The sequence below is a fragment of the Paracoccus sp. PARArs4 genome (assembly GCF_947311865.1).
Taxonomy (GTDB): domain Bacteria; phylum Pseudomonadota; class Alphaproteobacteria; order Rhodobacterales; family Rhodobacteraceae; genus Paracoccus; species Paracoccus zeaxanthinifaciens.
Genome location: NZ_CAMZMW010000010.1, coordinates 102786 through 119733 on the forward strand (window position 1 = coordinate 102786; position 16948 = coordinate 119733).

Sequence of the window (16948 nt, forward strand, 5' to 3'; positions counted from 1 at the left end):
AGGCTCAGGCCGTCTGGTCGGTCAGACGGCCCGAAGTCAGGGCCGCCAGGACGACCATGACGGCTGCGGTAGCCATGACCAGGGTCAACCCGCCGACCTGGTAGGTAAGACCGGACAGAAGGGTCCCGATCAGGCGACCCGCCGCGTTCGCCATGTAATAGAATCCCACATCCATCGTGACCCGTTCGGATTTCGAGAAAGCGAGGATAAGATACGAGTGCAGCGAGGAATTCACGGCGAACAGCGCCCCGAATGCCAGCAGCCCCACGACCAGCGTGACCGTCAGCCATGTCTGCGGCGCAGGCGAAAGCGCGACGGCCACCGTCAGCACCGCCGGCACGACGAACAGCGCAATCGCCCAGCTGCGGGCGGCGCGGATCAGCTCAGCCTCGGGGCGGCCCGCCGCGCGCAGGATCTTCGGTGCGCTGGCCTGCACCATCCCATAGAGGATGACCCAGGCCGCCATGAAGGTGCCGATCATGAAGAAGGCCGCGCGGTTGCCCGCCTCGGATCCGTCCGACAGCACGGCGTAGAAATAGATCGGGATGCCCACGACGAACCAGACGTCGCGTGCCCCGAACAGGAACACGCGCGCCGCCGAAAGCCAGTTCACGTTGGCCGATTTCGAGAAGACCTCGGAGAACTTGGTGCCCTTCCTGCCCTTGGGCAGACCCGAGGGCATGAACAGCACGACCGCGACAAGGATCGCGCCAAGGACGACCGCCATGCCCAGCACGGCCCCATCGAATCCCGCCGTCGCCAGAAGTGCCGCACCCAGCAGGAAGCCCAGCCCCTTCACCGCGTTCTTCGATCCGGTCAGGAACGCGACCCACCGGAACAGCCCGCCATCGGCCGAGGGGGCCAGCAGCTTCACCGCCGATTTCGACGACATCTTCGCAAGGTCCTTGGCGACCCCGGAAAGACCCTGGACGCACATGACGAAGACGACCGAGGCCGCGATGCTCCACCCCGGATCGAGCTGCGCCAGCGCCAGCAACGCGATCACCTGCAAGCTCAGGCCCGCATAGAGCGTCGAGGTCAGCCCGAAGCGCAGCGCGATCCAGCCAGCTGCAAGGTTGGTGATCATCCCTGCAACCTCGTAGAGGATGAACAGATAGGCCAGCTGCACGGCACTGAAGCCGAGGGTGTGAAAATGCAGCAGGACCAGCATCCTCAGCGCGCCATCGGTCAGCATGAAGGCCCAGTACGCCGCCGTGACGGCGACATAGGCGGACATGCCTTCGGGGCGCGGGGTCACAGCGCCCCCCCGACCATCAGCGCCACGTCGACCAGCCGGTTGGCATAGCCCCACTCGTTGTCATACCAGGCATAGACCTTCAGCTGGGTGCCGTTGATCACCATGGTCGAGGGCGCGTCGATGATCGAAGACCGCGCATCGTTGGTATAGTCGGTCGAGACGAGGGGCCGCGTCTCGTAGCCGAGGATGCCCTTCAGGGGACCATTGGCCGCGGCCTCGAAGGCGGCGTTGACCTCGGCCACGGTGACCTCGCGCTCCAGCTCGAACACGCAATCGGTCAGCGACGCGTTCAGCAGCGGCACGCGCACGGCATGGCCGTTCAGACGGCCCTTCAGTTCCGGATAGATCAGGGTGATCGCCGTCGCCGAGCCGGTCGTCGTCGGGATCAGCGAATTCAGCGCCGACCGCGCACGACGCAGATCCTTCGCCGGGCGATCGACGATGGTCTGGGTGTTGGTCACGTCATGGATCGTGGTGATCGAGCCGTGCCGGATGCCGAAGGTCTCGTGCACCACCTTCACCACCGGGGCCAGGCAGTTGGTCGTGCAGGATGCGGCGGTGACGATGCGGTGCTCGGCGGGATCGTAGGTGTCGTTGTTGACGCCATAGACGATGTTCGCGGCATTTCCGTCCTTCACCGGGGCCGAGACCACGACCTTCTTCACGCCCGCCTCGAAATAGGGGGCAAGCTTGGCCTCGGTCTTGAAGACGCCGGTGCAGTCGATCACCACGTCCACGCCTTCAAGCGGCAGCTCGGAAATCGTCCGGGCACCGATGAAGGGCAGGCGGGTGCCGTCGATCGTGACGCTGTCGGCGTCGTGTGAAAACGCGGCATCCCAACGGCCATGGACCGTATCGAATTCCAGCAGATGGGCGTGCATCTCGGGATCGCCCACGGCGTCGTTGATCCAGGCGATCTTGGCGCCGCTTTCCAGAAGGGGCTTCAGGGCAAGCTTGCCGATGCGGCCAAGGCCGTTCAGTGCGTAGGTGGTCATGCGAGGGTCTCTTGGCTGGTGCGGCCGATGTCATCCACGGCCTTTTGCAATGCGATACGGTCCAGGGTGCCGATCGGCAGGGCGGCGAAGGCTTCGATCCTGTGCTTCAGCGACCCGTAGGCTTGCTGGAAGGCAAGCGCCTTCTCGGCATTGGTGCCCTCGACCTTGACCGGGTCGGGCATCCCCCAATGGCCGCTGACCGGCTGGCCGTCCCATGCGGGGCATTCCTCGTTTGCGGCCTGATCGCAGACGGTGAAGACGAAGTCGAACTGAGGCGCGTCGGGGCGGGCGAACTCGGACACGTCCTTGGCGCGCAGGACCGAGACGTCATGCCCCTTGTCCTGCAAGATCTGGACCGCGAAGGGATTGAGCTCCGATCCGGGGCGGGTGCCTGCGGAAAAGACCTCGAACCGGTCGCCGGCCACCTTGCGGAGGATGGATTCGGCAAAGATGGACCGCGCGGAATTGCCCACGCAGATGAAGAGGACACGGTATTTCCGGTCAGGCATGGGGGCTGTTCCTGTGCTGAAAGGCATGCAGATTTCGGGACGACCACGGCAGCAGTCGCCGAACAGGTATCCGAACAGCCGTTGCACGGTCGTCATGTCGATCGCGTAAAGAAGCGACGTGCCGGACCGCTGCTGATCGACCAGTCCTTCACGTGTCAGCGCGGACAGATAGGTCGACATGGTGCTTGGCTTGACGCCGAGCGCCGAGGCGATCTCTCCGGCCGGAACGCGGTCGGGATAGCGACGCATCAGCAACCGGAAGATCGCCAGCCGCTGAGGATGGCCGAGGGTGGACAGCTGATCGGGGAACTCTGTTTTCATATTTCGTGAAATATTGAATTATAGAGCGCCTGCCAAGTGAAGGTTTTGTAACGGACTGCGTCGTTTAATGTGCTGACGGTGTCCCGCCATCGGGCATTAAGCATCGGACGCGGGTCCATGGTCGTGAAGGAACGCAGAGCCTGATGCTCAGTGTGGGCATTTCAAGCAGGGCGTTTTAGACGATACCGGTCCTTCGGCGCAGCGCAGGGGTTGCGTGACAGGAACTACGCCACCGCATCACGCCCCGTCGCAGGATCGCTGGTCCCGAGGGGCCGACGTCGTCGACCGCACTGCGATCTCTGCCGAGATTTCGGAAACGGTCACCGGCATTCCAGGGTCCTGGATGCGGTCCAGAAGGACGCGCGCCAGCTTCCGACCAAGCCGATGCGGAGACACGGCCATGGTCGTCAATGGCGGTGTCGCCAGGGCTGCGTCCTGCACGTCATCGAAGCCGATCACCGACAGATCCTGCCCCGGCACAAGCCCCTGCCGCTGCAACCCGAGGCAGGCACCCAGGGCCACCATGTCGCCATTGCAGACGATTGCCGTCACATCGGGGTGCTTTGCGCGAAGTTGGTCGATCGCCTCGAGGCCCGCGAGCTTGTCATTTGCCGAATCCCAGACGATTGCCGGGGCAAGGTCGCGATCCCGCATCACACGGCGATACCCCGAGATGCGGTCCTCGCGCACCTGCGTCGTGCCCATGCCGCCCAGATAGGCGATGTGGCGGTGCCCCAGATCGGCAAGGTGGCCGGTGGCGGTCGCCGTCGCCTCGGCGTTCCTGATGCCGACATGATCGAGCCTGTCTGTGACCCGGCGCAGGAAGGTCACGGTCGGAATGGCGTGCTTGGCCAGCATGTCGAAGGTCTCGTCGGGCGTGTCGAGGGCAGGGACCCACAGAAGCCCGCCGCGCCCATGCCGGATGAAGGCATCCAGGTGGCGACCCTGCCTTGTGGCGTCATCGCGCGTGTCCAGAACCGAAACCAGATAGCCTTCGGCCTCGAGCAGGTCGACGACACCGCCGATCACCTCGGCGTTGAAGGGGTTGGCCAACTGATTGATCAGGAAACCGATCTCTCGGTTCTCGCCGGATCGCATCGAGGCCGCGCGCGAATCCGGGATGTAGTGCAGCGCGCTGGCGGCCTTCAGCACCTTGTCCCGCGTTTCAGCCGAGATGCGCCCGGTCCCGCGCATCACCTGGCTGACGGTCGGGATCGAAACGCCCGCCGCCTCTGCGACGCTGGCCAGTGTCGGTTTCCTGCTCACGCCGCTCTCCCGGTTGATAGAACGTTCAGGCTGTCGGGCAGCTGTCATCCCGATATCTACCGCGATCGGTTCCTCGAAGCCAAGCGCTGCCTCGGACATTTCTGCTTGACCAAAGATATATCGTTATATCAAACTGGCCGACAAGTCGAGCGAGTCGGCAGGTTTCCCTCGGCTCGATCAGCGCCCCCGATGCGGCTGCGTCGTCCGGGTGCGGCCACGTTCCGACGGATCAGACGAGGAGGTCTGGCCCGAAAGTCCAACATGGGAGGAAAGCATGAAGCTACGTTTCGAACTCGCCGGTGCCGTGTCGGGCATCGCCATCGTCTGCTCGGCCGTCGCGGCGCAGGCGGATGTCCTGTTCTGGTCGACCCAGGCCCGACCCGCCGAGGAAGCGCAGGCCATGCGCGAGGTGGTGCTGTCCGGTTCCGATGTCGCGGTGGACTACCAGCCCAACGAGACCGGCCCCTGGCTGACCCGCCTGCAGGCCGAAAGCCAGGCTGGCAGCGGGACCATCGGGCTGCTGGGATCGCTGCATGGCGATTTTGCCGCGCTGGACCCCGCAATCCTGGCACCCCTGGACGATCTTGGGCTTGCCGCCTCCAGCGAGACCTTCAACGAACTGTCGAAGCTGGGCACCGACAGCGTGAAATACATCCCGTGGATGCAGGCAAGCTATGTGATGGCGGCCAACAAGAAGGCGCTGCCCTATCTGCCCGAAGGTGCCGACATCGACGCGCTGACCTATGACCAGCTGATCGAATGGTCGGCGAACGTGCAGGAAGGCGAGGGCCGTCCGCTGTTCGGGTTCCCGGCCGGTCCGAAGGGGCTGAAGCATCGGTTCTTCCAGGGCTATCTCTATCCCTCCTATACCGACGGCGTGGTGCGGACCTTCGCCTCGGCCGAGGCAGAGGCGGCATGGGAGAAGTTCCTGGAGCTGTGGGAACACACCAATCCGGCGTCGACGAACTTCTCGTTCATGCAGGAACAGCTGCTGTCGGATGACGCATGGATCGTCTTCGACCACACCTCGCGACTGGCGCAGGCCTTCAACGAACGCCCCGACGATTTCGTGGCCTTCCCGGCGCCTGCCGGTCCGACCGGGCGTGGCTTCATGCCGGTGCTGGCCGGCCTGGCCATCCCCTCGACCGCCGGCGACATGGAGGCGTCGAAGGCCGTCCTCGACTACATGATGCAGCCCGAGACCCAGATCGCGACGCTGCGCGCCACGAACTTCTTCCCGGTCATCGATGTCGAGCTGCCCGACGACCTGCCGCCTGCCGTGCAGGCCACCGGTGCCGCCATCGCCACCATGAGTGCCGCCGAGGATGCCAATCCCGGTCTTCTGCCTGCCGGTCTGGGCGATCAGGGCGGCGAATTCGACCGCATCTTCGTCGACACGTTCGAGCGTATCGTCCTGGCCCGCCAGCCGATCCGCGCCGTGCTGGACGACCAGAAGACGCGCCTGAACGACATCATGCAGGAAACCGGCGCGCCCTGCTGGGCGCCCGACGCGGCATCGGAAGGTCCGTGCCCGGTCGAGTGATCCCGACCGCTCGCGTCTGACGCGATCCAGCCCGGACCATTCACGGTCCGGGCACCCCACCCAAATCTGACCGGAGCGATGCGATGAACGCGCGACTGCTTCCCTATGTCCTGATCCTGCCGGTGACGGTCTTCCTGTGCATCTTCTTCCTTTACCCATTCGTGCTGGTCGCCCAGCAGGCCTTCGGCTCCGATGCGGGCTGGTCGCTGGACAACTTCCGCGACGTGGTCAGCCACTGGAAGTTCTCGGTCTCGCTTTGGAACACGCTGCTGCTTGCCGCCGTCGTGGTGCCGGTCCAGCTGGCCCTGTCGCTGCTGATGGCCACCATGGTCAGCAAGATGAAGCGGGGGCGCGATCTTGTCCTTTACGTCTGGACAATCCCCCTTGGCATCTCGGACCTTGCGGCGGGCATCATCTGGCTGGCGATCTTCGAGCAGTCGGGCTTCCTCAACTCGATGATGCACGGGCTGGGCTTCATCGACGCGCCGATGAACTTCATTTCCTATCAGAACATGACGATGGTCTTCATCGCCATCGCCCTGGCCGAGATCTGGCGCGCCACGGCCATCATGCTGGTGATCCTTGTGGCGGGCATCGGGCTGATCCCCAAGGAATATTACGAGGCCGCCGAGGTCTTCGGTGCATCGCCCTGGAAGCGGTTCGTGAAGATCACGCTGCCCTTGCTGCGTCCGTCGCTGCAGACCGCGCTGGTGCTGCGGGTCATCCTGGCATTCGAGGTCTTTGCCGTGGTCGCGGCCCTTGGCGGCACGCTGTTCCCGGTGCTGATGGGCGAGACCTATTCCTATCAGTTCGACCTGTCCAACAGCGGCGCGGCAGCGGCCCTTGCGCTGGTCATCCTCGCCATCTCGATCGCTTCGACGCTTGTCATCCTGCGCGTCCTGCGCGTCCCGAAAGGAGCCACGATATGACCGCCGCCACCGATGCGCCCCTGATCGACACCCGTCGCAGCGGACGCTGGCTCTATGTCGCGTCCGTCATCCTGCTCTGTGCCTGGGTGCTGGTTCCGCTGTATTTCCTGTTCATCAACACGCTCTCCTCGCCCGAAACGGTGAACAGCTTCCCGAAGGAATTCGTCCCCGAGTTCGACTTCGGCAGCCTCAGGTTCTTCGCGGGCTTCCAGGGCATGATCGACGCGCTCTACAATTCGATCCTGGTGGCGGTGCTGACCATGATCATGTCGATCCTGATCGGCGCCCCCGCGGGCTATGCCCTGTCGCGCTTCGATTTCCGCGGCAAGGAGCTGTTCCGCCTGCTGATCCTGCTGACGCGGGCCTTCCCGCTGCCGCTTCTGGCGCTGCCGCTGGCCGTGCTGTTCATCCGCGTCGGCCTGGACGACACCGCCTTCGGCCTGGCGCTGGTCCATACCACGCTGGCCATCCCGTTCGCGGTCCTGATCACCTTCTCGCTGTTCTCGGGCATCCCGGTCGAACTGGAAGAAGCCGCATGGACGCTTGGCTGCACCCGCCTTCGCGCATTCACCAAGGTCGTCCTGCCGCTGATCCTGCCGGGCATCACCGCATCCGCGATCTTCGCCTTCGTGATCTCGTGGAACGAGGTCTTCGCCGCCGCCGTCCTGACCATCGAAAACCGCACCCTCCCGGCCTTCCTGCTGCAGAGCTTGGCGGAAAGCCCGCTGCATCTGAAATTCGCGGGCGGCTTCATCCTGGTCGTCCCGGCGCTGATCTTCATCTTTGCCGTCCGCAAGTACCTGTTCGCCATGTGGGGCATCGCCAACCGCTGAGGCGGGGCGTATTCGAAAGGAGCCGAGTCAATGGCTGAAATCCAGATCAAGAACGTCGCCAAGACCTTCGGGGCGTATCAGGCCCTGCACGACATCAACCTGACCATCGCCGACCAGGAATTCATGGTCCTGCTGGGCGCATCGGGCTGCGGCAAGACCACGCTGCTGCGCATCATCGCCGGGCTGGAAACCGCCTCGACCGGAGAGGTCTGGATCGGCGGGCGCCGCGTCGATCACCTGGCCCCCAAGGACCGCGGCATCGCGATGGTCTTCCAGAACTATGCCGTCTTCCCGCATCTGACCGTCTTCGAGAATATCGGCTTCGGTCTGCGGATGGCCAAGATGCCCAACGCCGAGGTCACCCGCCGCGTCGAACGCGTGGCATCGCTGATGCATATCGAGCAGCTGCTGAAGCGGTATTCGGGTGAGCTGTCCGGCGGCCAGCGTCAGCGCGTCGCCGTGGCCCGCGCCTTGGCGATGGAGCCGGACGTGATCCTGATGGACGAGCCGCTGTCGAACCTCGATGCGCTGCTGCGCCTGGAAATGCGCGCCGAGCTGAAAGGCGTCTTGGCCGAAAGCAAGACCACCGCCATCTATGTCACCCATGACCAGGTCGAGGCCATGAGCCTTGCCGACCGGATCAGCGTCATGCACCAGGGCAAGATCGTGCAGGCGGCCTCGCCCATCGAGGTCTATCGCAACCCGGCCGCGCATTTCGTCGCCTCGTTCATCGGCAACCCGCCGATGAACTTCCTGCACGCCGAGCCTGCCGGAAGCGGCAAGTGGAAGGTGGCGGGCGAAACGATCGACGGTCCGGTCAGCGCCGCCACGCCCCTGCAATTCGCCATCCGCCCCGAAGACATGCGCCTTGCCGATCACGGCCTGAAGGCGCGCGTCAAGCTGGTCGAGCCGCTTGGCGCGCATCTGCTGGTCACCTGCGCCGTGGACGGCACGATGATCCGCGCCGTTCTGGACAGCGACCTGACCGTCAAGGTCGGCGATGTCCTGACCCTTGCCCCCCAGCCCGACCGCGTGCGCTGGTTCGACCCCCAATCCACCCTTGCCGTTGCCTGAGGCCCCTTCATGTCCGACACAATGATCACCGCCGCCCGCGCGATCCTCGCGCAGAACGACCGCGGCACCTATACAGTGCCGACGCAGGGGCTGTATCCGTTCCAGTGGAACTGGGACAGCTGCCTCAGCGCCATCGGCTTCGGCCATTTCGACGAGGCCCGCGCCTGGACCGAGATCGAGACGCTGTTCGCCCATCAATGGGATGACGGCATGGTGCCGCACATCATCTTCCACGAATTCGACGACGGCTATTTTCCCGGTCCCGATGTCTGGCGGACCGGACGGGCGGTGCCGACGACGGGCATCACCCAGCCTGCGGTTGCAGGCTTTGCCGTGCGGCGCCTGTTCGAACGCGCCCGCGACAGCGACATGGCCCGCAGCCGCGCCCGCGCGCTGCTGCCCCGGATCGCCGCCTGGCACGACTGGTTCTTCCGTTGCCGCGATCCGCGGGGCACCGGGCTGGTGGCCATCATCCATCCCTGGGAATCGGGACGCGACAATTCCGTGGACTGGGACGCCGCGCTCGACCGCGTGCCGACCGAGGGCGTCGAGCCCTTCACCCGCCGCGACACCCAGCATGCCAACCCCGCCCATCGTCCAACCGACGATCAGTACAACCGCTTCATCTGGCTGGTGCAGCATTTCCGCGACCTGGGTTGGGACAATGCGAAACTGCATGATGCCTCGCCCTTCCGGGTGGTCGATCCGGGCTTCAACGCGATCCTGATCCGCGCCTGTGCCGATCTGGCGTGGCTTGCCGAAACGCTGGACATGCCCGAGATCGCCGCCCGTTCCCGGGCGCAGGCCGACAAGGGCATCGCAGCGATGGAGACCCTGTGGAGCGATGCGCACGGCCAGTATCTGTGCTTCGACCGTGCCATCGACGCCATGGTGCCCAGCCAGTCCATCGGCGGGCTGCTAGCGACCTTTGCAGCGATCCCGCAGTCCCGTGCCTCAGCCATCGCGCAGCGCATCGCGACCCTTGGCGAGAAGCTGCCCTACCTCGTGCCCAGCCATGACCCTTCGGCGCCAGAATATGACGGCAAGCGATACTGGCGCGGACCGATCTGGCTGATCGTCAACTACATGATCGCCGACGGCCTTGCCGCAGCAGGCCAGACGGCGGTAGTCGAGCGCATCGTCTCGGACAGCCTGCGCCTGATTGATCGGGGTGGGTTTGCCGAATATTACGACCCCATGACGGGCGAGGGCTGCGGCGGCGGCAGTTTCACATGGACCGCGGCCATGGTGATCGAGTTCCTGACAGGGGAACGGCAGCCCGCGTGAGGCGCGCCGAGATCGACGATACCCTGGTGTCGGCGGATGAGACGATCCGCCGACATGGCTTCGTCCTGCCGCCTGAAGCCTATTGCGCACTCCAGCGAGTTAAAGGCAACGGCGAATACCGCGTGCCATCTGATCGGAAAGGGTTGCGGATGTGACAGCATCGTCCATGACGCAGGCGAGCTGCTATGGTCTGGACCCATTAATCCGCTTGCGACCCCCTTGTCGGCGTGATTCACGCTCCCAAACTGATTGGGGCATGATGAGCAATCTTTTCTGGCTGAGCGACGAGCAGATGGCGCGGCTGCGGCCGTTCTTTCCAAAGAGCCATGGCAAGCCGAGGGTCGATGATCGGCGGGTCTTGAGCGGGATAATATTCATCAATCGTAATGGCTTGCGTTGGTCCGATGCGCCGCCGGAATATGGTCCACCGAAGACCCTCTACAACCGATGGAAGCGCTGGAGCGACATGGGTGTTTTCGCCCGGATGATGGAGGGACTTGCTTCCGAAGCCGCCGATCGGAAGACACTGATGATCGACGCCACCTATCTCAAGGCGCACCGCACAGCTTCGAGCCTGCGGTTGAAAAAGGGGGGCGTGGCAGGCTGATTGGGCGGACGAAGGGCGGCATGAACACCAAGTTGCATGCCGTCACGGACGCGAACGGCTGCCCGATCAAGTTCTTCATGACAGCCGGCCAGGTCAGCGATTACACCGGCGCGGCGGCCCTGCTGAGCAGCCTGCCCGGGGCCGAATGGCTGCTGCCGATCGGGGCTATGACGCCGACTGCTATCGTGAAGCTTTGCAGGACAAGGGCATCAAGCCCTGCATCCCTAGCCGGAAGTCCCGAGGCAAGCCCGTCAAATACGACAAGCGCCGCTACAAGCGGCGCAATCGTATCGAGATCATGTTCGGCAGGCTCAAGGACTGGCGCCGCGTTGCGACCCGCTACGACAGGTGCCCGAAGGTCTTTCTGTCCGCCATCGCTCTCGCCGCAACTGTCATCTTCTGGCTTTGAGAATTAACGAGTCTGGAGCCTAGTTCGGTGCCCAGCCGCTCATCGAACGTCAAGACACGCACGCAATACCGTTTGATCGCCATTGGCAGTCCCGAACGAAGTGCAACCGCCCTTTTTTGAGCCTGCGCGCGGTGCATGGTGTACCATGCCTTGCATTCCGTGCCATATCGCGACATAGGATCACGCGATCCTGATCGCATGTGAACGGCATCAGGATCGCTTTGCGAACCAGCCAGCCTGAGCCAGCAACCAGATCTGATCGGCCCGCGGCCCGACCGCGCCGGCCCAGCACGAGGTTGTCATGAACAGAACGCTCCGCTTGCTTCTTGCAGGCGCATCCACCCTTGCCATCGTCACGCCAGCGATGGCGCAGGGCCCCGTCCAACTGGAGGGCATCGTTCTCTCGCTTGTCGACGAGGGTCAGGAGAACATCGAGGCGACCGGCGGAACGGTCATCACCTCGGAGGATCTGCGCGCGCTGGACCCGCAGAACGTCTCGGATCTCTTCTCGCGCGAAAGCACGGTCACGGTCGCCGGCGGCGGCGGACCTGCCAAGCGGATCCATGTGCTTGGGATGGAGCAGTCGAACCTGGCCGTCAGCGTCGACGGCGTCCCCGAGGTGGATACCAGCTGGCACCATACCGGTTCGGCGGTCATCGATCCTGCCTTCCTCAAGGCGGTCGAGGTCGAGAGCGGTGCCGCATCGGCGGATGCGGGCTTCGGTGCGGCCGCGGGTGCGGTGCGCTACGAGACCGTCTCGGCGCAGGATATGCTGATGGCGGGGCAGAATGTCGGTGGTCGCGCACGGCTGTCCTACGGCTCGAACGGGCAGGGCGCGTCTGCAAGCCTTGCCTCCTACGGGATCGCAGACGGGTTCGACTGGCTGGTGATGCTGCACAAGCAGGATGGCGACGACTACGAGGATGGCGACGGCAACACGATCCTCGGGACGGCCCCGGCCACCGCGGGCGTTCTGGCCAAGCTGGGATATGAATTCGAGACGCACCGGTTGGAGCTGGCCTACCAGCGCGACCAGGACCACGCGGATCGTACGATCAAGATGAACCTCGGCCTGGCTGACGACACGATCCTCTATCCGATGGACGTGACGACCGATCGGCTCAGCCTGACCTATACCAGCACCGCACCGACTGCGGCGTGGGACCCGAAGGTCCAGTTCTATGTGTCGAGCTTCGACTATGACCGCCCCGATTACGTCGAAGACGGCGCGAATGGCGACATGCGGCTGGAGGAGGAGCAGTTCGGCGGCAAGGCCGAGAACCGCTTCGAGCTTGGCAGCGGCACGATCACCGCGGGCGTCGATTTCAACCAGCACGATTATCGCGTCGACAGCTATGGCGACAATCCGACGCGCAACTTCCAGACCACGCAGCTTGGCACCTATGTGCAGGGCCGGTTCGAGTTCGGCAACGGCTTCGATCTGTCCACGGGCGCGCGCGCCGATTACATGCGCTATACCGACTGGAACAACGAACGCTTCTCGGATGCGGGCCTGTCGGCGAATGCCACGCTGTCCTACGAGTTCCGCCCGGGCTTCGAGGTCTTTGCCGGCGCATCGCGGACGTTCATGGGCTATGACCTTGCCGAATACGGGTATCTGCATGCCCGCGCGGACGGGTTCGTGACCGATCCCGATTTCGAAGCGTCGAGCGCACGCAACGTCAAGGTCGGCTTCAACGCGGATACCGGACCCTGGCAGTTCGGCGTGACCTATTTCGACACGCATATCGAAGACATGCCGGAATATGGCTGGACCGACCTGGTGCTGACCAACGCCTATGACCGCCGCTCCGAGGGCTATACCCTGAACGCGGCATACAGTTGGGGCGCCGGCCGCGCAGGCATGACCTTCACCGACGTGAAGACCACCGAGAACGGCGAGGAAACCTTGCCGAGCAGCGGCTCCTTCGTGCCCGTAGGCAAGACCGCAACCCTGTTCGTGGACCAGGAATTCGCGCAGTACGACCTGAAGGTCGGCGGTTCGATCGCCTGGGCCGGCAGCCTGAACGGGGAAGACTGGGGCACCTTCTACGAGATGGATTCCTATACCGTCGTGGACGCCTATGCCGAATGGCAGCCCGAGCGACTGCACGGCGCGACGCTGCGCGTGGGCGTCGAGAACCTGTTCGACGAGACCTATTTCGAGCGCTCGAGCTATGCCGCGAACTCGGCTCGGGGCGGGATCGATCCGATCTATGCGGCAGGTCGGACCTTCACCATCTCGACCTCGGTCGACTTCTGATCAGGGTTTCGTCCCCTCGCCAGATAGCGACGGGCCGAAGCTGTCTGCGGTCGTATCGCGGCCTCGCAGGCCATCCGGCGGTGTCGGAAGATCGTACCGCCGCTCCCTGGCCTTGTGCGCATTGGCAGACAATCGGACATTGGCGCGTCGCCATGCGAGCTGTATCTGTCAGGTCGGATGGTCCTCCCATTCCTGACGCATTCGGCACACCATATTTGCGATGGTGACCAGCTTTGTGGCGACGGCGTTGATGATGACCTTGTGCGGTTTACCTAGGGTCAGGACTCGTTCTCTCTCAAAGCCAGAAGATTACGGTCGCAGCGAGTGCTATTGCTGAGAAGAAGGTTTGGGGGCATCGGTCATAGCGGGTCGCGACGCGCCGCCAGTCCTTGAGCCTGCCGAACATGATCTCGATACGGTTGCGACGTTTGTATCTGCGCTTGTCGTATTTGACTGGCGTCTTGCGCTGCTTCCGGCGCAGGAATGTAGGCGCATATCCCTCTGTTTTGGAACGTTTCTCGAAACAAATCGGCATCGTATCCGCGATCCCCGAGCAGCCAGTTGACACTTGGCAGTCCGCCCAATAGCGCGCGTGCGCCTATGTAGTCGCTGACCTGGCCTGCGGTCACGAACAGGCTCAGCGGGCGGCATTCGCCATCGTCGCTCGGACCGATGGCGCGAGATGGCTCATCTGTCGCAGATCGCGTGCAGCTTCGGATTCATGCCGCCTCTGGTTCGGCCAAACAGACGCCCGCGCCCCCCCTTTTTGACGCCCAGGCTGGACGCCGTATGATGGGCCTTCAGATGAGTTGCGTTGATCATCACGGTCGTCTCCTCGCCGTGCTCGACCGCCAGACCCGCAATGACCCGTGCGAAGACACCTTTGTCGCTCCAACGCTTCCAGCGATTGTAGAGCATCTTGTGCGGGCCATATTCCCTTGGCGCATCTCGCCACCGTAAGCCATTGCGATTGATGAAGATAATCCCGCTCAAGACACACCGGTCATCAACCCTGGGCTTGCCGTGCTACTTGGGGAAGCAAGGCTCCAGACGCGCCAACTGCGCATCGCTCAACCGGAAAAGATCAGACATGTTCACCGCTCGTTTTCGAACGGTGAATCACGCTCGCACAACCAAATCAATGGGTCCTGACCCAAGAATGGTTTTCATGCTCTCCTCCCTCTTTACAAACCTTTTTTGGTCAGACCATAACAAGATGAGGACAATTTAGAGTGTCAAGAGTTTTGTCCTTTGCTGTGCGAATTCCGGTGTGCGAAGCCGTGATCTTGGCCGAGGTAAGCCTTTGGTAGGATATTTTAGTCATACCATGAAAGTTGTCTTGCATGGATGGTTGCCAGCGACCGCCGCTTTGGATGCCTGATTGATCGGGCGTCGATTACGACCGTGTCGGATTTCACGACCGTGGCCGCCATAGCGCCGGGATATTCGAAGGATACAACGCGCGATCCTTAAACCACTGCGCGGGCTTCGCATTGGGAAGCGCCCCGCAGTGCTTGCACTCGACGGTCACGGCCTCACAGGGGCAATTCGAAAGCTTGCTGACTGGCGGCGCGTTTCATCACGATACGACAGATGCCCGAAGACCTTCTTTTCAGCGATCGTGCTTGCCGCAATTGTCATCTTCTGGCTATAGACTGAATGCGTCCCGGTTTGATGAATAAGCAAGATTATGCATCTTTCAAACCTGCGGTCTTCGGTACTATGGAACCTAATGCGAGCTAAGTGCGCGAGTTCACCGAAGTGCCTATCGACCGCAGCGAGTTTGCCGGCGGCTCCAATCCCTGAGTAGGATTGAGCATGATGAGTAGGACCACGAAAGATTTATTCCGTAAGTGCGGGAGCGTGCGGTTGGTCTTCGACAGCGAGGGCCAGCATGGATAGCGGCGCGATGAACCATCCCGTCTCGGTTGGTGGGGTCGTGGTCAATGCGGGCGATGCCGTCCTTGCGGATGAAAACGGCATCCTAATCATGCCCGCATCCGAGGCCGAGGCCGCGGCCATCCACGCAGCCGAAGTCGAGGCCGAGGAACGTCGCATCCTGGCACGTCTGGCCAACGGCGAGGTGCTGCCCGACATAAGCGGAGCCACACGATTGATCGCGGGAGAAGCGTAGTTCCAGACGTTCAGTCCCGGTATCTGGTGGAACGGACCGAGGATGAATCTGTACGGTTCTGATGTCCGGATCCTGCAGATGTATTCGCAAGAAGTGAGGCCGCCGAGGCTCTTGAGCCTGTACGCGAAATTCTATGCTGCCACGAGGTCGGTGAGGTGCGTTCGAAGTTGGTCGTGGCCGTCGTACTGAAAGCGCTCCACTGTGGCCTCTTTGATGGAGAGGTTCATTCTTCCGACTTGGCCGGGAGTAGATGGTGTTTCGGTTCCGCGGCTGCTTTGCGAACTGAATGCCGCTCACGGTGAGAATTGTATGAACCTGATGGGGCACGGCTTCGAGCATGTGCTGCGGGAACTCCCGAGCCGGCGCGGATACTCGCGCAGTGCCTTCAGGATCGGCGGCTCTGGCGGCAACCAGACGCCGGTGCCCGCTGTCGGTGCAGGCATTGCAGGCTGCAAACCTTATTCATGCAAGACCTCTGATCACGAGGTCGGGCGCCGTCCGATCCAGCGGCGCAGCGGTTGGCCGTAGGTCCGGCTGAAGGCCTTTTCCAGCGCGGCGGCATCCGAATATCCGCAGCGCAAGGCGATCTCTCGCAGCGGAAGCTCGGTGGCCGTGGCCAGTTCCCGCGCGCGCGTCAGGCGCAGCATCTGGGCATAGCGCCCGGGCCCCATGCCGATCTCGGATTTGAACATGCGGTTCAGGCTGCGCAGCGACGTGCCGATTGTCGCGGCAAGTTCGGCAAGCGGCATCGGCGTCTCGACCTGCTCGACCATCACGCGGATGGCTTCCTGCAGCTTCTGCGATCCGCGACTGCCGATCCCCAGCCCCGTCCCCGCCCCGGCCCGCTTGCGCACCGCGTCGTGCAGGAACATCGAGGTTGCGGCAAAGGCAGCCGCGGGGCCGAATGTCCGCCCGACCAGGGCCAGCATCATGTCCAGCGACGATGCCGCGCCGCCGCTGCTCCAGACCGGACCGTCCAGGACGTATCGCTGATGGCTGACCGCCACTTCCGGGAAGGTCTCGGCGAAATCGGCAAGCACGCTCCAATGAAGCGTCGCGGTCTGACCCTGCAACAGCCCTGCCCGCGCGATCAGCCAGGATCCGCAATCGGCGCCGATCAGGCGAGTCCCGCGTCGCGACACGCGCCGCAGCAGCGACGCGACGCGGGCGGTGGAATGGTCGCGAAACCCGTATCCCGCCACGACAAGCAGCGTATCGGGCGCTCCCAGTTCGGCCAGCGGCAGGTCGGGCACCACTCGCAAGCCGCTGGAACTGCGCACGGGGACGTCATCGGGGGTGACGATGCACCATGACAGCTCGGGATAGCCGTGATCGTGAACCGCGCGCAGCGGCTCGATCAACGAGGACAGGACGAAGTTCGAGAACCCGTCGAACAGCAGAACGGCATAGCAGGGCATGGAAACGGGGCGGATTGGGACAAGAAGATGGCATTATCGGACAATATTCGCGACGGGTGAACCCCTAGGATCGCCGCATCCCCCGGAAAATGAACGTCCGGG

General features: G+C 63.4%; 14 protein-coding genes and 2 pseudogenes. 10 read left to right on the forward strand and 6 right to left on the reverse strand.

Annotation, left to right across the window (positions count from 1 at the left end):
- Nucleotides 1–4: 4 nt before the first annotated feature.
- The 4 genes from arsJ to QMZ16_RS10265 form a co-directional block, all read right to left on the reverse strand.
- The gene (gene arsJ / locus QMZ16_RS10250; RefSeq protein ID WP_282603170.1) at nucleotides 5–1258 is read right to left on the reverse strand and encodes an organoarsenical effux MFS transporter ArsJ; all 1254 of its coding nucleotides are present in this window, start codon (nucleotides 1256–1258) and stop codon (nucleotides 5–7) included.
- Nucleotides 1255–2253, reverse strand: coding sequence for an ArsJ-associated glyceraldehyde-3-phosphate dehydrogenase (locus QMZ16_RS10255; RefSeq protein WP_282603171.1), 999 nt, complete (start codon nucleotides 2251–2253; stop codon nucleotides 1255–1257). Before QMZ16_RS10255 ends, arsJ begins: the two co-directional genes overlap by 4 nt.
- Nucleotides 2250–3083 (reverse strand): helix-turn-helix domain-containing protein, encoded by an 834-nt coding sequence (locus QMZ16_RS10260; protein ID WP_282603172.1) that lies wholly within the window; start codon nucleotides 3081–3083, stop codon nucleotides 2250–2252. The genes QMZ16_RS10255 and QMZ16_RS10260 overlap by 4 nt, the downstream gene beginning before the upstream one ends.
- A gap of 237 nt (nucleotides 3084–3320) precedes the next feature.
- Entirely contained in the window at nucleotides 3321–4349 is a 1029-nt protein-coding gene (locus QMZ16_RS10265; RefSeq protein WP_282603173.1) for a LacI family DNA-binding transcriptional regulator, read from the reverse strand.
- 274 nt (nucleotides 4350–4623) lie between these two features.
- Between QMZ16_RS10265 and QMZ16_RS10270 the strand changes: the two genes are divergently transcribed.
- The 8 genes from QMZ16_RS10270 (at nucleotide 4624) to QMZ16_RS10300 (ending at nucleotide 13294) form a co-directional block, all read left to right on the forward strand.
- Nucleotides 4624–5892 carry an ABC transporter substrate-binding protein gene (locus tag QMZ16_RS10270; RefSeq protein ID WP_282603174.1) on the forward strand — a complete coding sequence of 423 codons (1269 nt, stop codon included), beginning with the start codon at nucleotides 4624–4626 and terminating at the stop codon, nucleotides 5890–5892.
- An 83-nt stretch (nucleotides 5893–5975) separates the two neighbouring features.
- A complete protein-coding gene (locus QMZ16_RS10275; RefSeq protein WP_282603175.1) occupies nucleotides 5976–6821 on the forward strand; it encodes a sugar ABC transporter permease in 846 nt (281 codons plus the stop codon).
- Nucleotides 6818–7654, forward strand: coding sequence for a carbohydrate ABC transporter permease (locus QMZ16_RS10280; protein WP_282603176.1), 837 nt, complete (start codon nucleotides 6818–6820; stop codon nucleotides 7652–7654). The genes QMZ16_RS10275 and QMZ16_RS10280 overlap by 4 nt, the downstream gene beginning before the upstream one ends.
- Before the next feature lie 30 nt (nucleotides 7655–7684).
- Complete coding sequence (locus QMZ16_RS10285; RefSeq protein ID WP_282603177.1) at nucleotides 7685–8728, forward strand: ABC transporter ATP-binding protein; 1044 nt, start codon at nucleotides 7685–7687, stop codon at nucleotides 8726–8728.
- 9 nt (nucleotides 8729–8737) lie between these two features.
- Complete coding sequence (locus QMZ16_RS10290) at nucleotides 8738–10015, forward strand: hypothetical protein (RefSeq protein ID WP_282603178.1); 1278 nt, start codon at nucleotides 8738–8740, stop codon at nucleotides 10013–10015.
- A 256-nt stretch (nucleotides 10016–10271) separates the two neighbouring features.
- Nucleotides 10272–10622: a transposase gene (locus QMZ16_RS16295; RefSeq protein ID WP_348984644.1), complete on the forward strand. Its 351-nt coding sequence runs from the start codon at nucleotides 10272–10274 to the stop codon at nucleotides 10620–10622.
- Nucleotides 10623–10680: 58 nt separating this feature from the next.
- Nucleotides 10681–11031 carry a transposase gene (locus QMZ16_RS16300; protein ID WP_348984662.1) on the forward strand — a complete coding sequence of 117 codons (351 nt, stop codon included), beginning with the start codon at nucleotides 10681–10683 and terminating at the stop codon, nucleotides 11029–11031.
- A 301-nt stretch (nucleotides 11032–11332) separates the two neighbouring features.
- Complete coding sequence (locus tag QMZ16_RS10300) at nucleotides 11333–13294, forward strand: TonB-dependent receptor (RefSeq protein WP_282603179.1); 1962 nt, start codon at nucleotides 11333–11335, stop codon at nucleotides 13292–13294.
- A gap of 295 nt (nucleotides 13295–13589) precedes the next feature.
- Here QMZ16_RS10300 and QMZ16_RS10305 read toward each other — a convergent pair.
- Nucleotides 13590–14386 (reverse strand): annotated as a pseudogene (locus QMZ16_RS10305) (IS5 family transposase).
- Between the two features lie 460 nt (nucleotides 14387–14846).
- Between QMZ16_RS10305 and QMZ16_RS10310 the strand changes: the two are divergent.
- Nucleotides 14847–14948 (forward strand): annotated as a pseudogene (locus QMZ16_RS10310) (IS5/IS1182 family transposase); the annotation flags it as partial.
- A 240-nt stretch (nucleotides 14949–15188) separates the two neighbouring features.
- Nucleotides 15189–15428, forward strand: coding sequence for a hypothetical protein (locus QMZ16_RS10315; protein WP_282603180.1), 240 nt, complete (start codon nucleotides 15189–15191; stop codon nucleotides 15426–15428).
- Nucleotides 15429–15907: 479 nt separating this feature from the next.
- Here the strand turns inward: QMZ16_RS10315 and QMZ16_RS10320 are convergent, their stop codons facing one another.
- The gene (locus QMZ16_RS10320) at nucleotides 15908–16846 is read right to left on the reverse strand and encodes a GlxA family transcriptional regulator (RefSeq protein ID WP_282603181.1); all 939 of its coding nucleotides are present in this window, start codon (nucleotides 16844–16846) and stop codon (nucleotides 15908–15910) included.
- Nucleotides 16847–16948 lie beyond the last annotated feature (102 nt).

Bases quoted from the DNA above. Each gene is read 5' to 3' on its own strand.
- QMZ16_RS10260 (WP_282603172.1), bottom strand. From the start codon at position 3,083: ATGAAAACAGAGTTCCCCGATCAGCTGTCCACCCTCGGCCATCCTCAG.
- QMZ16_RS10300 (WP_282603179.1), top strand. From the start codon at position 11,333: ATGAACAGAACGCTCCGCTTGCTTCTTGCAGGCGCATCCACCCTTGCC.
- QMZ16_RS10275 (WP_282603175.1), top strand. From the start codon at position 5,976: ATGAACGCGCGACTGCTTCCCTATGTCCTGATCCTGCCGGTGACGGTC.
- QMZ16_RS16295 (WP_348984644.1), top strand. From the start codon at position 10,272: ATGATGAGCAATCTTTTCTGGCTGAGCGACGAGCAGATGGCGCGGCTG.
- QMZ16_RS10280 (WP_282603176.1), top strand. From the start codon at position 6,818: ATGACCGCCGCCACCGATGCGCCCCTGATCGACACCCGTCGCAGCGGA.
- QMZ16_RS10270 (WP_282603174.1), top strand. From the start codon at position 4,624: ATGAAGCTACGTTTCGAACTCGCCGGTGCCGTGTCGGGCATCGCCATC.
- QMZ16_RS10320 (WP_282603181.1), bottom strand. From the start codon at position 16,846: ATGCCCTGCTATGCCGTTCTGCTGTTCGACGGGTTCTCGAACTTCGTC.
- QMZ16_RS10315 (WP_282603180.1), top strand. From the start codon at position 15,189: ATGGATAGCGGCGCGATGAACCATCCCGTCTCGGTTGGTGGGGTCGTG.
- QMZ16_RS10285 (WP_282603177.1), top strand. From the start codon at position 7,685: ATGGCTGAAATCCAGATCAAGAACGTCGCCAAGACCTTCGGGGCGTAT.
- QMZ16_RS10290 (WP_282603178.1), top strand. From the start codon at position 8,738: ATGTCCGACACAATGATCACCGCCGCCCGCGCGATCCTCGCGCAGAAC.
- QMZ16_RS10255 (WP_282603171.1), bottom strand. From the start codon at position 2,253: ATGACCACCTACGCACTGAACGGCCTTGGCCGCATCGGCAAGCTTGCC.